Here is a 14274-nt window from a genome sequence, read left to right as displayed (position 1 = left end):
CCGGTTCTGCTTTTCAAAATACCGCCGGACCGCATCGTCCGTATTGTCGACCAATAGCTCCTGCAGCTGCTTGCGGATCAGCCCGACGAAGGCCTGGCCGGCATCGTACAGCTCCGACGCTGCCCGGTTGATGTCGATGTTGGCCGCCTCGACTTCGGTGCTGTATTCGTCCGCCTCCTCGATGCACTTTTCCCGCTGGGCCGCCCGGTCCCCGCCGAAGTCGATCAGCCCATAGGTCAACGCGATGACGGGGAAGGGGTATGTCGGGGCGGCTGCCGGCTCAGTCTGTCGGTGATGCAGAACCATGGCAGCGGCCTCAGCTGCAGCAAGTTTCTCTTCCGCCACATTTAGCCGGCGCTTGGTCTCATTCAGCAGCTCAACGGCTTCCTCGTGGCCCCGCTGCTCCTCCAAAAGCTGCTCCCGCATCCTGGTGAGATCTTGCTCTGCCTTGTCTGACCGTCGTCTTTGAGTCTCCATCTTTAGCTCTTCACTTCGCAGGTCGGATTCCGCTTTCTCCGCCCGGAGCCGGTGCTCCTCGACGGACTGGAAGGCCTTGTTGAAGTCTTCGACCGTCAGCTGCCATACGGCTTCATTGTGGACTCCCAGCTCTACTTCTTTCGCGACTCCTTGATCCGGTAGTACCGGCTCCGCTCCCGCATTCGAATCGGTCTTTGCTAACATCTCACGCGCCCTCCCCGGCGTAAATCCTCGAACATTCCACTTCCCGACCCAATAGGCCAAGGTCCCTGGCTTCATGCCCCATTCCTTCTCGATGGCCGTGACCGTCTTCCCAGCAGCGACTCCATGAAGGAAGTCCTCCCGGGTTTTCCCGTTGTCCGGCCCCTGCTTCGCTCGGCCGTCATGCCGTTTATGGGCTCGCTCCGCTTGTTTCTCCGAAGACCGGTTCTCCGGAGGCGGTGCTGCTGCTGCCGGCTCCCGGTACCCGGTCCGGGCTCGAAGATCCTCTAGCTCCTCCGGACTCATGGTGTAACTCTTGACTGGGCTGTTAACCGCCGCACGCTGCTCCGCCTCTTTGCTCTTGGCCGGCACGATCTTTCCGCGCTGCTTCGTTCTGGCTGCCATAGGCTTCTTGACCTCCTTCACGGGCTCAAAATAGGCCTCGCCAACGGCCAGCTTTTTCCGTTCCGGGCTGACTTCCCATAGCGGGCGGGCCAGTTCTTGGGCCTGTTTCTGTATATCGCACCCGTTGCACACCTCTTTCAACTCTGCCCATCGGCTGAATGCTTTTAGCCCTCTCGCAGCATCGCAATTTTTACAGTGCTGCTCCATCAGGTCATGAATCTGTAACCGCACCTCGCGTTGCTGGTCTCGGACAACGTTTTTACTCATAGCCAGGAACCTCCTGAAGAATTCTCGCAACAATTGCTCCCCCGTCGTCCGGTACCAGCTCTCCGGCGTCTTCACTTTCGAAGTGTCCTCTTTGTATCGGTCTCCCGGTGCCGTATCACCAACTCTGTCGGGGTATCGCGCTCCACCGTCCAGTGCCCCGGGTTCAAGCCGGCCAGCTCCATCCGGATCTTCTGCTGCCGTGTGGGCTTCTTTTCTTGCTTCACGCGAACCACCTCCAAAGGAGAATGATCATGCCAGCTGCGGCCGCTTCGAGAAGAAGACCGTTCCAGATCCCGCGCATCAGTCGATGGTCTTCTGGCAATGGGGGCATACCCGTTCCCTCCCGTACAGCAGCTTGTCGATCGAGAACTCCAACTCCACGGTCTTCATACCGTCCCATTCCTCCCGGATCTTCTGCCCCTTCTCCTCCACTTCACCGACCATCTTTTTACTGATCCGCGGATGACAGCTCATGGCCTCCAGGATATGCTTCTGTCCGGTCTGGTACGCGTTGAAGTGGACCACGTTCATCCATTCCCAGAATTGCTGATCCGTTGCCTGCTGCATCTTCTGCCGGAACTTCCTCCGCTGGACGTCGTTCATGACGGCTCATCCTCCTTCGGGGATGCTTCGGGAAATCCGACTTGTTTGGTCCACCAGGTCCCCACGATCCCGATGAACCCGGCCAAGGCCAAGGCCAACAGACACCAGTACATCCAATCCACCAGAACGTTGACTCCGACAACCCCGAAGGATACCCACACGCCGGTGCACCAGAAGCAGTTCATGATCTTGCCGATGAACCGGCGGACCGGTCCGCCCTTTAGCCTGTACTGGACCTGCAGCCCCTCCGGTGTATTGTTATAATACCGGCGGACGAACAGGTTCCGGATCGGCTCGAAGACTTTATCAAAGACAACCAAATGGGTCAGGCGGTACGCCGCCAGGAATAATACGATCAGGGTGGTCACCACAATCAGCTCCTTGTTTTCTCAATTCGCGCCTTCAAGGCGTCCAGTAACCGGTCCTGGGTCGATGCTTTATCCTCCAAGGCAGCCATGACATCTTCATCGGCGCCGCCCTGAACGACCAGGTGATGCAAGATGACCTTCTGTGCCTGCCCCTGCCGGTGCAGACGACCGTTGGCTTGCTGATACAGCTCCAGCGACCAATTGAGCCCGAACCATACCACATGGTTGCCGCCATCCTGTAAGTTCAGTCCGTATGCAGCACTGGCCGGGTGGGCCAGCAGGATATCGATTTTGCCGTCGTTCCAGTCCAGCTGGTCTTCCGGCGTCCGAAGCTCACGGACACGAAGGCCTATTCCTTTCAACGCGTTGTGAATCCGGGTCAGGTCGTGCTGATAGCTGTAAAAGACCAAGGCTGGCGCACCGTTCAACTGCTCGATCAATTCCATGAAAGCCTCGATCTTGCAGTCGTGAATCTCATGAACGGTCCGATCCCCGTCGTATAGAGCCCCGTTACACATCTGCAGCAGCTTGCCAGTCAAGGCTGCAGCACTGGTGGCCGTGATCTCTGTATCCGCGATCTCCAGCAGCAGGTCCCGCTCCATCCGCTTGTAAAGCTCCGCCGCCTTGTCATCCAGTACCACGGGGATGATATGCGGCACGGCGTCCGGCAACTCCAGGTAGTCCTCCGCCTTCATGCTGATGCAAATGTCGCTCAATCGCTGATGGATGATGTCGTCCGCCCCAGGCTTTGGCGTATAGCCGAAGCCGTTGTAATTCCGTTCAAAGTATTTCTCCCGGAAATGGGTAATTCGTTTCTCCAGCCGCTGCCCCTCATCCAACAAGTAGATCTGGGCCCACAAGTCCAAAAGGCCATTCGGCGCCGGCGTACCGGTCAGCCCAACAATCCGCTTCACGTGCGGCCGGATCCAGGTCAGCACCTTGAACCGCTGGGCCTGATGATTCTTAAAGCTGGACAGCTCATCCAGCACCACCATATCGAAAGGCCAGGCGTTTCGATAATGCTCCACCAGCCACTTCACATTGTCCCGGTTGATCACCCAGACATCCCCTGGTGTGTTCAGCGCGCGGATCCGTTTGGCCTTGCTGCCCAATACCGGAATGATCCGGAGGTGGGCAAGGTGCTGCCACTTGGCGGCCTCGAAACTCCAGGTCGCCTCGGCTACCTTCTTCGGGGCAATGACCAGCGCCCGCCGGATGGCGAACCGGTTGTACTTTAGGTCGTTGATGGCCGTCAGGGTGATGACGGTTTTCCCTAGTCCGAGGCCCAGGAAAAGCCCCAATGCCTCGTCGGCCAGCATCCGGTTAATGCAATACCGCTGATAATCCCACGGTGCAAACTTTTTCCGGGTCATGTGTTGACCTCCCGGATAAACTGATCCACCCGCTCCTTGCTGTCGATCACCTGCACTGAACACCCCATGCTCTGCAGCGTACGATGCTGAACCTGCTGCAGCTTGGTCGGCTGCTCCCCGGGCGCCTTTAGCTCAACGAAATAGATACGGCCTCCTGGCAAGATCACCAGCCGATCGGGCACCCCATTGTTCCCAGGGCTGACGAATTTATACGCTCGTCCGCCGGCGTCGCGTACCTGGTCGCGGAGGTACGTTTCGATTGCACGTTCTCGCACTTGACAACCCTCCCAATGCTGTGTTACGCGTGTGCGCACATGTACGCGCGCCTGCACGCGTAACTTATTTATAATCAGGCGTATTAGGCGGTATATATAAGGCCCTATATTCTATATTTCTTTATTTTTATCTTTAACTAGAGTTAAGTGTCAAAGTGTCAAATAAGTATAATAGGTGTAGGAATGACGCGGTTTTTTTCTTGGACACTTGGTTGGACACTCACTTGGACACTTGTAAATCTGTCCAACACCCAATCTTGGACACTTGTGAGACTGTCCAACCCCATCTGTCCAAGTGTCATATCGCTATTTGGTGAGAGTTTTCCGATATCCTCGCTGCCAGTTGTAGGGTCCGAACCATCCTCTGTACTCCTCCCACCCTGGGATGGACGCCAGAATCCCGTTGATTTCCCGGGTGTCCGACTGTCGCATAAACTTGATGTCCGATCGGAAGCATTCACACCACACCTCGGCGGCGCATATGCGGTCCCGGGCCCCGACTGGCCCTCCATGGGGTTTCCCGAACTCCCCGCCCCAGTACATCAGCCTTGCCGGCAGATCCCGCTTCGGCCAATCCTCCGGTACCCGCTTCTCGACGAATCCCCGGATTATCCCCTCCTTGGCGCTGCTCTCCCGATGGGCCTCCTGCTGTTCTTTGGCCAAATCCTCCGCTTCCCCGGACAGATACAGGGGCTCTCCCAATTGCCACCGCATGACCGCTTCCGCATAAATCTGATCGACCTCTCCGGCCAGATCCCGGAACACGCTTTTCGTGGGTTTCTGGTTCCCAACATCCACCGGCCAGAATCGGCGATTTCCCGTCCGGTCCCGCAGAAACTCGCTGTCGTTCGTCGTACCGAAGAAAACGCAGCGCCGGGGATAAGGCATCGTCCGCTTCCCATACGCCTCCCGGTAGATGTCCTCCGTGCGGCTCAGGAACTGCTTGACGGCATTGCTCTCCGACTTGCTCATCCCCGTCAGTTCCCCAACCTCGTTGATCCACACGCCTTGGATCATCTCGCAGGCCTCTTTGCCTTCAAACGTCTGCAGACTATCGCTGAACCAGTTTTTACCCATTATCCGCAAGAAGGTACTTTTCCCTAGGCCCTGGAGCCCCGCCAGAATGACCATATAGTCAAACTTGACACCCGGCTCCATAGCTCGCGCCACGGCCGCCGTGAAGGATTTCCGGGAGACGGCCCGGGTGTAGGCATTGTCCTCCGCCCCGAGATAGTCTCGTAGCAGGGTGTCCAACCGGGGAACTCCGTCCCACGTCAGCCCCTCCAGGTACCGCTTCACGTCATTAAACCGATTCTTGTGGGCGACCAGGGCGAGGGCCAGATTGATCTTTGTCTCCACGGCAATGCCGTACACCTTCTCGATGTAGTGGTAGATCCCGGCGTCGTCTGAAGTTGCCCACGGCCGCCGATCCTCCCGGGCATCCCACGGTAGCGGCCCCAGCACCAGGCCCCGATTGGCGAACTCATCGAAGGCCACCTTGCCCTTCAGCGCCGGGTCATGTTCGAGGATCACCAGGATGTTGTCCACTGTCTTCAGGTACAGGCCGCTGCTGTTGATCTCGAGCTTCTTCATCCAATTCAAGTCTTCCGGCGCCGTCGGGGCCGTCTCTTCACCGCTAGAGAACTGGGCTACAGCCTTCTCGAATCGCTCCCGTTTCATCAGGTCTGCTACCGGGTCCAGCTGCAGCGCAAGTGCCGTCATCGCTGTGAAGCTCGGCAGCTTGTTGGTCGGAGTCCCGGGCTTCGCCTCGTCGTCCTGATCCCCGAACTTGTGGATTCGGATCAGATCGAACGCGTTCACCAGACGGCCACTGACCGGGTCTGTGGCGTGGTGGGAGTAGAGGAATTGGTCGTTGTCATAGAGGACAGCGCCGCCCACCGTGGAGCCGCCGGCGTAGGTCAGGCGGCCGCTTCCGTCCTCCACAGGAAGGTACACACCGGGGAGGAACGCTTCGATAGCCCCCGGGATGTCGTATACCCGGCAGAACGCTCCGACGATGCCGGGCTTCGCCTGCGGGTCCCCCTGCTTGGCGGCCAGACGGATGTGTGCCTGGCTGACTCCCGGTACTTCAGGCCACTCTGTAATGTTGCGCCAGTTGGAGTACATGGCCAGAAGCCCGTCGGCGGAGACAAAAGGCTTATCCCCGAAGTGGTAAACGAAAGAGCTATCCGAAGAGCAGCTGGGCCAGTACATAAGCCGGTTGGTCTCGAAGGTTGTCGGATCCGCCAGCTCGATCCCGATGATCTGGGCGAGCTTGCGCGCCAGCGGCTCGTATTCGTCCGCCGTTACCGTTCGGTCCGGCGGTACCAGGACACGGAGCCGAGGCTTCGCTTCGTGATGCTTCCGAGTGCTGTAGACGGCGAAACCGCATCCGAGGCCCTCCAGCCGGCGGAGCACATCCGTCGTCCCGCCTGCAGGAATGTTGTCGAGGTCCAGCGTCAAAACGTCCCGGCTGACCACCGCGGAGGCCTTTCGGCGCCCCCCGGCCAGCGTGCCAGCCACGAACCCGCCGACGTCTTTCAGGCGGTCCTGTTCTGACTTCGGGAGGCTCAGGTACTGCGCTAAGGTTTCTGTGCCACGAGAAGCCACCCGCAGCCGATCCACCAGCTCCGACCAATACAGCGTCTGTGCCGGCCAGTGCGTCGCTTGGCGGCTCCCGGCGGCCGAGATGGTGATCTGTCTATCGTGAATCATGGGGCACCCCGCCTTGCGTCATAGGTTTCAGGGCTTCGGCCCAAGGTCGTTCAGCTCGTATGTGCCGCGCCCCGTTCGGGTCGAGTACTCGATCACTAGCGAATGCTTCCCATTATCCGCTTTGGGCCACATCCGGGTGATCGTAATGTCCTTCCGCTTCATGATGTTGTCGTAGATCGCGCGGTGGATATACATCGTCTCTCCCTGATAGGCCGCCGGCAGTGCCATCCGGGGCCGCGCCCGATCCCGCCGAAGTCGCTCCCGCTCCTCCGCCTCTGCGCGCTTCCGCGCCGCCTCTGCCTCCCGCTTGCGTTCCAATGCTGCCTCGCGGAGTGCAGCATCTTGAAGGGCTCTTTGAACACGGTCTTGCGAGGACTTCTTCATAACTGGGGACATTTTACGGCCTCCTTTAATCCTTCATGTAGAACTGCGTCGTGAACCCGGCAGCCTTGAGCGGCAGCCCCGGCGCCCAGGAAATCGGCTCCGCCATCATGGCCAAGATCCGATCCAGATCTTCCTGTTGATCCCCCTCGATACCCAGCTCGTCGTGCACGTGGAGCACTGTCTCGAAGCCGGCCGCCTCCGCCCGCATAAGCGTCACGGCCAAGCAGTCCCGGGCGATCGCCTGGACAATATTCTCCACCAGCTTGCCTCCATAGGTGGATATCCGCGTCCACTTACCCGTCTTCTGGTCCGGGCCCATGTAATGCAGGGCCTGCTTGCCGAAGTCATTCTCTGCCAGCGTGGGCTGCACGTAGAACAGCTTCCGGCCACTTGGCAGCTGCACGGTGAAGAAGTCGAGACCGTTGCCGTAATGGCTCTCTCGGGCAAAAAGAATGCCCCGAACGCCCACTGGTTGCCCGGTCTGCATGACCTGAAGGGCCGCATTTTCGAAGGCGTACCACAGATCCACGATCCTCCGGTTGGCATTCCGCCAACGCGTCACAATCTCAGGCAGCTCCTCCTCCGAGAGCCCCATTCCGAGGGCCCCCATGGCCACCAGTGCCCCTGGGCCTCCTTGGTATCCGAGGGCCAGCTCCGCCACCTTGCCCTTCTGCCGGAGCTCCTTGTCGATTTCCTCGAGGGGAATACCAAACATCTGGCTCGCCGATGCCTCGTAGATCTTGCCGTGGCCGTTGAACACATCGAGCCGCCACTGTTCCCCCGCGAGCCAGGCGATAACCCGGGCCTCGATCGCGGAGAAGTCTGCGACCAGGAGCCTGCGCCCATCTGGCGCCACGAAGGCGGTCCGGATCAACTGCGAGAGTACATCTGGCACATTGCCGTAGATCATCTTCAGGAGCTCGACCTTCTGGTCGATAACCAGCTGTCGAGCGAATTCCAAGGTGTCCATCTTATTCTTGGGGAGGTTATGGACCTGCACCAGACGCCCTGCCCACCGTCCGGTTCGGTTCGCCCCGTAAAACTGGAGCAGGCCCCGGACCCGGCCGTCGTCACAGGCCACTGTCTTCATGGCGGCATACTTCTTGGTGCTTGTTTTAGAGAGCTCCTGCCGGATCTCCAGGACGCGCCTGGCCGGGCCCTCTTCCGTCGTCTTGATAAGGCTCTTGACCGTATCCTTCCGAAGGTCCTCCACTTCTTCACCGATCTCCTCCGTGAGCCACTTCCGAAGCTGTTGCACCGACTTGGGGTTATCCAGTCCGGAGAGCCGGACCGCCTCCGCCGTCAGCTGCTCAGTGATTGCTTGATCCACGGCCAAGGCGCCCTCTACGAGCTGTAGGTCGCAGGCGATGCCTCGGGCGTTGATCCGCTGGTCCAACTGCCAGAGCTGCCACTCCTGCTCCGGTACCGGGAACACCGACAGCCGGCGGAGAATCTCCATCTCGGCCACCACGTCGCCCACACAGTAATCCTTGAATAGCTGCCACTTCTCCGGTTCGTGATGTGGGAGCGTCCGGGTCCGCATGCCATTGGTCTTATTCGGCTTGGTCGGCACGCAGAAGGTCCGGATCAGGGATCCGCCGACGCCGAGTTTCCGTTTATCCTGGGGGAGACCCAGCGCCTCGCCGACCGCCCCCAGCCCGGCGGGATACCCGCAGTACAGGCCGTGGACTTGCGTGCAGCGCCACTGCTCAAGCGGTGAGCGCCAAAACTTGTTCAAGCTGTACCACTCGAAGGCGGCGTTGTAGGCGTGCTTCTGGACATTGGGATCCGAAAGCCCCGTCCAAATCTCCTCCGGTAGCTTCTCTCCCTGAGCAAAGTCCACAATCTGAACCGGACCTCCGTCCCAGGAGTAGGCAAACAGCAGAACTTGAAAATCCGGGGACTGCACGTATCGGTATAGCCCGGCCTTTTTGATCTCAACGGAGCTGAAGGTCTCAATATCAATCGAGAGATGTCTCATGTTCCCTCCTGCATGGTAGGTAAAGGGGCTCCGAAGAACCCCTTACCTCGATAAGGCGCGGATTAGATTCCCCAGACTGCACCATTCAACGGCTTTCCAGTAATCGGGTCAATGCCTTGCTGTGCCGGTGCTGCAGGCGGTTGGCCATAACCCTGCGGGGCAGCCGGGGGCTGACCGTATTGTGGTGCCTGGCCATACTGTGGAGCCGATGGCGGCTGTTGGCCGTATGCCTGCGGTGTTGCAGGGGGCTGGCTGAATCCTTGGGGAGCGCCCGCGGATTGTCCATAGCCCGGGAAGGCGGGTGGCTGTTGCGGTGGGTATTGCTGCGGCGGCGCGGCCTGCTCCCACCCTTGCGGCGCCGGTGCTGGGGTAAAGCCTGCTCCGAACGCCTGATCAGCGGTAATACGGCCGCCTAGCGGTTCCCCGTCTGCAACCTTCTGTACAGGGCCAAGTCCCGCTCCCACTCCGCGATTCCCACTATTCGAGAACGGGAAGAAGTTGATGCTTACTCGAGCGAAGATTCCGCTGTAGATTTCGGATTGGTTGATGATCGGGTTCAGATTCAAGTCAACAATAGCTTGTTGCTGTTTAGAGCTGGCGGTGATTACCCAATGACCCTTGCACTCCGGACCAAACGGCTCTCCATTCTTTCTGAGCCCGTCGCCATCCCATACCGGGAGCTGGGGCTGTGGCGGGCGGGCTCCGCTCCAGATGCCGGACACTCCTTTCTGTATGGCAGCTTGCATAGCAGTCTGGATTCGCTGCATCGTGGCGACGTCCGTTTTCGGAATCAGAATGGTGGTGCCATATCTTGGCTCCTGCCCCGGCTGATTAGCATGCGGTTGGAACAAGTGGACATAGCTGAGACGTACCTGCCCTGTAGTTACAGTCGTTGCATTTTGCTGATTGGTCATTTGAAGGTTCCTCCTTTTAGATGGGTTGAGCAAATGCCGTTTCGGGCGTAATCCGGTTCGTGATCGCTTCGCGTTTATCGCTTTCGGGCACCAGTGTCGGGGCGCCGGGTTTCGTGACTACGAGTCCTGGTTCTTCGAGGAGCTCTCGGTATTGCTTCTTGCCGAGCGCCTTCTCCAGGGCGGCAGGGGTGATGGGCTTGCGTTCGTACAACACGGCATCCGCGATCCCATTCTGCTGCAGGTGTGCGAAGGCGGTGTCCATGTCGGCGTACTGACGAGATCCACGCCCCTCCACGGCCTTCCACCCTGGGATCGTAACGCCTTGCAGGGCCTCAGCCAGGGCCAGTTCCTTCAAGCCGTTGTACCAGCTGACGATCCCTTCGGCGCGTCGGAGAACATCCGCCACCTCATCCCAGCCGATCAGAGGGGGTTTTAGAGGGGCCTTCTCGCCGGCGTTAAGGAGCACTTCCACTCGAGCCCTGCAGGTCGACTTGGCCCGGCAAAACCCACAATGGCTGCCGACCTGATACTCCCCTTCACCAGCGAAGGCTAGCTGGGCGATCGGCTTGATGGATTCGCCCCACGCCAGCAGATCCGCCACCGGAAGGGACCATTCGGAGGGAACATCCCAGACCTTCGGCTGGACGATGGCCAGATGAACGGTCTCAATGTCATAGAGCATGGAGTAAGCACGAAGCGCGCCGAGAGCGTAGAGCTTCATCTGGGGGTTATCCTCTGCTGGAACGGGCACCCCGGATCCGTTCTTGTAGTCGATGATCCGGAGCTGCTTGGAGCCAATCACGATGCAATCCCCTGTACCGAAACCCTCCGGAACGTAAGTCGTAAGGTCCAGCCGTCGTTCGATGGCCACGTAAGGCTGCTGCGGGAAGGAGTGCACGACCTGCTGCACGTATTCCACATAAGCGTTCGTGTGCTCTTCGATGCAGGGCTCATACAGCGGATGCTCATGGAACTTCTTCATGGCGGCATTGAATTTTCGCGGGCCCATCGGCTCGCTGAAATATTTCCGAAGTTTCAGCTCAGCGATCTCATGGGCCAGCGTTCCGCGCTGTGCTGCCTCGCTTTCCGTGTCCGGCAGAGTGGCCTCCAGGCGGGCACTAGGGGTGCAGTGCAGCCACCGGTGGGCCCCGCTGGCCGATAGGATGGCGTGCTGCCTTTCGGCATGGGCAATTTCCGTCATTAGATCCTGGCCCCCAGGCTACGCAGGTAGATGGCGAATTCGCCGTATTTGGCCTGATCCAAATTAGTCAAGGCGGACGCCCCGTGTTGATGCAGCCAGGTTGTTAATTCCGGACCGCGCCCTTGATCCACCAGAGGACCGGCGGCCACACCAAGCTGCTCCATGGTGTAGGTCGGGGCCGGCGCCGTGGGGACCGAAGTCGGTGTCGGCGCAGGTGAAGCTGCAGGCGGATAGTTGGAGCTCCCCGAAGTCGGCGCTACCGTAGGCACGGAAGACGGGGGAAGGGTGGCTGGTGCGATCGGTGCGACATACGTCGGCTGTTGATACGAGGGAGCAGGGGCAGACACAGGGGACGGGACGGCTTCAGTCGACGATGTCGCGTACCCCGACGCCAGGTCCTTCAATTCTTGCAATGCTTGCGCAGCGGTTTCGCCGGTGATGGAGATTTGAACAGGCATGTATAAATCCTCCTTATATGAAATGATGGAGCTTTCTTGCGGCTTTTGTTCCAAACATCACCCCCTTTTCACAGCTGCGATAGGAATCTCTCCCAACGCCGCCATCGCTTCGGTCGAAGGACCTGATCCTCCTTGGAGACGGCGTATACCTTCCTCCCGTCCAAGATCCGGACTTCATGATGGATTCGCTTCTGCGCCCGAAGATATTCCCAAGCGGCGCCCTCGTCTGCCAATATGATGATGGGTCCGACCGGCTTCCCGTTTTGGTCCACGCATTGGGCCTTCAGCATTCCTTCATTTCTGCCTTACAGCCGCCGCAGACGAGCTTCTCCTTGAAGTAGATAACGTTGTCGGCGTTCCCGCAGAAAATACACGCCGGCTGGTATTTCTTCAGCATGATGCCTTGGTCCGTGACGTAGATCTCCAGCGCATCCTTCTCGCCGATCCCCAGCGTGCGTCGCAGCTCCATCGGAAGGACCACCCGGCCGAGGGGGTCAACTTGCCTTACAATTCCCGTTGCTTTGATCATGTCTTTGATCTCCTTCTGCCCCATGCTATAATGGAGCTATCGATTAATATTTTTCCTTGCTGCAGCTCTCCGGGCTCCTACCCCGCGAAGGGCTGTTTTTCATTTTCAAGGCTTCTTCGATCTGCCTGACTTCTTCTTTCAGAGTGGATATCATGGTACGCTTCAGTTTCAGTAAATTGGTCAGATTATCTTCGGACATCCCCACATATGGATTCATGACCTTTGCTCCTCACCTCCCTTCCCGGCGCCTAACGCCTCAAGCGCCAACTCGATATGCTCCCGGGCCAGCCCGACAGCCATCAGCTCATCGGTCGGCTGATCCTGGACGGAGAGGTACAGGAGAGCCGTCTCGGCCTTATCCTCTGCCAGCTTTAGCGCGGTGATTAGGGCACCAATCCGACGGCGGTCATGCTTATTCATCGTGATCAACCCGCTCCAGTACCGCTCGTTCCAGCGCCTGCGCCGCAGCGACTAGTTCTTCCGGCGGGAAGGCGTCATTCAAGAGATCCCGGAGCTGGAGCAGATCCGACCTCCCGGAGATCCGGACCATTCGGGGCGGGATATAGACGCCATCGAATCCATCCTCCTCGTACAACTTCATGATATTGGCCACCGTATCCAAGACCGCTATGGCCCCGCCTTTTAATACCACGGATTTCGGTTTCATGGTTTTCTCCTCACTTTCAAAAGAAGGTATTCCCTTCCAATTGCCGAATATTTGTCCAGACTAACCAAAAATGTATAGGAAGGAGGGAACAACATGAGCATTATCGAAAGACATGAGCAAATAGCTAAAGAAATAACAATTGCAGCCATCCAAGGAAAACCGCTTGTCAATGATCCAGTTAAAGCAGGAGAAGCGATCGGTCTAATTTATAAACAAATTTTAGAAGCGGTCAAAGAAGCGAGTGGTAGAAATCAAGTCTGATGTGGACTCAATCAGCTTAGTCGTTGTTTCGTAATCGCCTGCATCTACGAGTTTATTGATGTGACAAAGCAAATTTGTTATCGTTTGCTCTAAAGTGACCGCCGCCGCTACGGCGGTTTCTTTTTGCTGTTCCTTCATATGTTTCACCTCCATGTCCACCGGTTTATGGTTTAGCCTCGATTCAATGAATTTCTTGCTCCCGGCTGCCGGACCATACGGCCCAGGCTACCGTCGCCAACACGTATAGGAACAACAGGGATCCAAGCACTTGCCACGCCGGATGCATGATCAGATCCGTCATACATTGCTCCTTCCCACCAGATCATCCAGCGACACATCGAAGTAGTTGGCCAGCTTGATCAGGGTCCTGATATCCGGCTCCCGCCGGTTCAGCTCGTAATGGCTAATGGCAGCACGGTCGATGCCGACCCGGTCGGCAAGCTTTCGTTGCGACAGTTTCATGGCGTGTCGATGCCGCTGCAGATTATGACCCAGCAATCCGCTCATGCCATCCTCGCCTCCATCGCATCCAGCTGCTCGCAGACTTCCATTTGCCACTCCATATCACCAAGGCAATGGGTAAAGTAAGCTAGTTCCTTCAGTTGGTCGATTTGTAAAACCAATTGGGCATTGACGTGCATGCAATGCTGGAATTCGATTTGCTCCATGGTAGTAAGCATGTGGTACCCGCCACGCTTCTTGGCCGCCAGCTGCAGCTCCGCCATCCGGCGGTGTACAGGGTGGATCGCTATTGCCATAACGACCACCACCCAATCGCTGCGAGTGCCCCGATCAGCACAACACCCCAGGCCGCTGCATTCGAACACTCAGCCTGCTTGATCTCCACCGACTGTACCGGCTCCACTTCCTTGCCGTTGATCTTGATCCGCATTTTCCTTCACCCTTTCTAGCGCATTGAGAACGGAATTGCATAACCGAATTGCACCTTCAAATTCCGGCTTTGTGAGCTCATCGAGATTGGGCTTATTAAATACAGCAGATACTAGTTCGAATAATTTCAGGATCGTTTGCTCATGTCTTTCGCCACCCAGGACTTTCATCCGGCTAAGGTATACGTTCCGAATTTCTTGGTAATAATTCATAATGACAGGACCTCCGCGTTACCTGAGATAAACCACAGTTAACTTGTAGTTATCATGCAGGCATGGCAAATAAAACTGCAGGTTGAATGCAA

The 14274-nt window shown here is 57.9% G+C and carries 21 protein-coding genes; 1 reads left to right on the top strand and 20 read right to left on the bottom strand.

The features are described from left to right. The 17 genes from ACSEXW_RS27375 to ACSEXW_RS27295 form a co-directional block, all read right to left on the bottom strand. Positions 1 to 1350: hypothetical protein (locus tag ACSEXW_RS27375; protein WP_438449357.1), on the bottom strand; the 1350-nt coding region annotated here is incomplete at its 3' end. 71 nt (positions 1351 to 1421) lie between these two features. Next, a complete protein-coding gene (locus ACSEXW_RS27370; protein WP_438449356.1) occupies positions 1422 to 1574 on the bottom strand; it encodes a DUF6906 family protein in 153 nt (50 codons plus the stop codon). Between the two features lie 76 nt (positions 1575 to 1650). After that, the gene (locus ACSEXW_RS27365) at positions 1651 to 1953 is read right to left on the bottom strand and encodes a hypothetical protein (RefSeq protein ID WP_438449355.1); all 303 of its coding nucleotides are present in this window, start codon (positions 1951 to 1953) and stop codon (positions 1651 to 1653) included. Then, on the bottom strand, positions 1950 to 2321 hold the full coding sequence (locus tag ACSEXW_RS27360; RefSeq protein ID WP_438449354.1) for a DUF1360 domain-containing protein: 372 nt from the start codon (positions 2319 to 2321) through the stop codon (positions 1950 to 1952). The genes ACSEXW_RS27365 and ACSEXW_RS27360 overlap by 4 nt, the downstream gene beginning before the upstream one ends. A gap of 5 nt (positions 2322 to 2326) precedes the next feature. Next, positions 2327 to 3694 carry an SNF2-related protein gene (locus tag ACSEXW_RS27355; protein WP_438449353.1) on the bottom strand — a complete coding sequence of 456 codons (1368 nt, stop codon included), beginning with the start codon at positions 3692 to 3694 and terminating at the stop codon, positions 2327 to 2329. Next, positions 3691 to 3969: a PDDEXK family nuclease gene (locus tag ACSEXW_RS27350; RefSeq protein ID WP_438449352.1), complete on the bottom strand. Its 279-nt coding sequence runs from the start codon at positions 3967 to 3969 to the stop codon at positions 3691 to 3693. Before ACSEXW_RS27350 ends, ACSEXW_RS27355 begins: the two co-directional genes overlap by 4 nt. 306 nt (positions 3970 to 4275) lie before the next feature. Beyond that, positions 4276 to 6684 (bottom strand): virulence-associated E family protein, encoded by a 2409-nt coding sequence (locus ACSEXW_RS27345; RefSeq protein ID WP_438449351.1) that lies wholly within the window; start codon positions 6682 to 6684, stop codon positions 4276 to 4278. 27 nt (positions 6685 to 6711) lie between these two features. Further along, a complete protein-coding gene (locus ACSEXW_RS27340) occupies positions 6712 to 7080 on the bottom strand; it encodes a hypothetical protein (protein WP_438449350.1) in 369 nt (122 codons plus the stop codon). Positions 7081 to 7093: 13 nt separating this feature from the next. Further along, positions 7094 to 9049: a DNA polymerase gene (locus ACSEXW_RS27335; RefSeq protein WP_438449349.1), complete on the bottom strand. Its 1956-nt coding sequence runs from the start codon at positions 9047 to 9049 to the stop codon at positions 7094 to 7096. Between the two features lie 62 nt (positions 9050 to 9111). Continuing rightward, positions 9112 to 9963, bottom strand: a complete 852-nt coding sequence (locus tag ACSEXW_RS27330; RefSeq protein ID WP_438449348.1) for a DUF2815 family protein — start codon at positions 9961 to 9963, stop codon at positions 9112 to 9114. Positions 9964 to 9979: 16 nt separating this feature from the next. Further along, positions 9980 to 11164 carry a DUF2800 domain-containing protein gene (locus ACSEXW_RS27325; protein ID WP_438449347.1) on the bottom strand — a complete coding sequence of 395 codons (1185 nt, stop codon included), beginning with the start codon at positions 11162 to 11164 and terminating at the stop codon, positions 9980 to 9982. Continuing rightward, positions 11164 to 11622, bottom strand: a complete 459-nt coding sequence (locus ACSEXW_RS27320) for a hypothetical protein (protein WP_438449346.1) — start codon at positions 11620 to 11622, stop codon at positions 11164 to 11166. Before ACSEXW_RS27320 ends, ACSEXW_RS27325 begins: the two co-directional genes overlap by 1 nt. 68 nt (positions 11623 to 11690) lie before the next feature. Further along, on the bottom strand, positions 11691 to 11894 hold the full coding sequence (locus ACSEXW_RS27315) for a hypothetical protein (RefSeq protein WP_438449345.1): 204 nt from the start codon (positions 11892 to 11894) through the stop codon (positions 11691 to 11693). Between the two features lie 11 nt (positions 11895 to 11905). Then, entirely contained in the window at positions 11906 to 12151 is a 246-nt protein-coding gene (locus ACSEXW_RS27310) for an AbrB/MazE/SpoVT family DNA-binding domain-containing protein (protein WP_438449344.1), read from the bottom strand. 43 nt (positions 12152 to 12194) lie between these two features. Then, complete coding sequence (locus ACSEXW_RS27305; protein WP_438449343.1) at positions 12195 to 12368, bottom strand: hypothetical protein; 174 nt, start codon at positions 12366 to 12368, stop codon at positions 12195 to 12197. Next, the gene (locus ACSEXW_RS27300) at positions 12365 to 12571 is read right to left on the bottom strand and encodes a hypothetical protein (protein WP_438449342.1); all 207 of its coding nucleotides are present in this window, start codon (positions 12569 to 12571) and stop codon (positions 12365 to 12367) included. The genes ACSEXW_RS27305 and ACSEXW_RS27300 overlap by 4 nt, the downstream gene beginning before the upstream one ends. Beyond that, positions 12564 to 12818: a hypothetical protein gene (locus ACSEXW_RS27295; RefSeq protein WP_438449341.1), complete on the bottom strand. Its 255-nt coding sequence runs from the start codon at positions 12816 to 12818 to the stop codon at positions 12564 to 12566. The genes ACSEXW_RS27300 and ACSEXW_RS27295 overlap by 8 nt, the downstream gene beginning before the upstream one ends. 93 nt (positions 12819 to 12911) lie before the next feature. On the opposite strand from ACSEXW_RS27295, the gene ACSEXW_RS27290 reads away from it, so the two are divergent. After that, on the top strand, positions 12912 to 13079 hold the full coding sequence (locus tag ACSEXW_RS27290) for a hypothetical protein (protein ID WP_438449340.1): 168 nt from the start codon (positions 12912 to 12914) through the stop codon (positions 13077 to 13079). Positions 13080 to 13376: 297 nt separating this feature from the next. On the opposite strand, the gene ACSEXW_RS27285 is transcribed toward ACSEXW_RS27290, so the two are convergent. From ACSEXW_RS27285 to ACSEXW_RS27275, 3 genes are all read right to left on the bottom strand, one after another. Then, on the bottom strand, positions 13377 to 13586 hold the full coding sequence (locus ACSEXW_RS27285) for a helix-turn-helix domain-containing protein (RefSeq protein ID WP_438449339.1): 210 nt from the start codon (positions 13584 to 13586) through the stop codon (positions 13377 to 13379). Next, positions 13583 to 13837: a DUF7667 family protein gene (locus ACSEXW_RS27280; RefSeq protein WP_438449338.1), complete on the bottom strand. Its 255-nt coding sequence runs from the start codon at positions 13835 to 13837 to the stop codon at positions 13583 to 13585. The genes ACSEXW_RS27285 and ACSEXW_RS27280 overlap by 4 nt, the downstream gene beginning before the upstream one ends. Positions 13838 to 13906: 69 nt before the next feature. Continuing rightward, positions 13907 to 14182: a hypothetical protein gene (locus ACSEXW_RS27275; protein ID WP_438449337.1), complete on the bottom strand. Its 276-nt coding sequence runs from the start codon at positions 14180 to 14182 to the stop codon at positions 13907 to 13909. Positions 14183 to 14274: the final 92 nt, after the last annotated feature.

Origin of the sequence: Oryzibacillus soli (assembly GCF_051594765.1) — a bacterium.
Classification (GTDB): domain Bacteria; phylum Bacillota; class Bacilli; order Paenibacillales; family NBRC-103111; genus Paenibacillus_AR.
The sequence above is the reverse complement of the archived record's forward strand: the minus strand, read 5'-3'. Positions and strand labels throughout refer to the sequence as shown.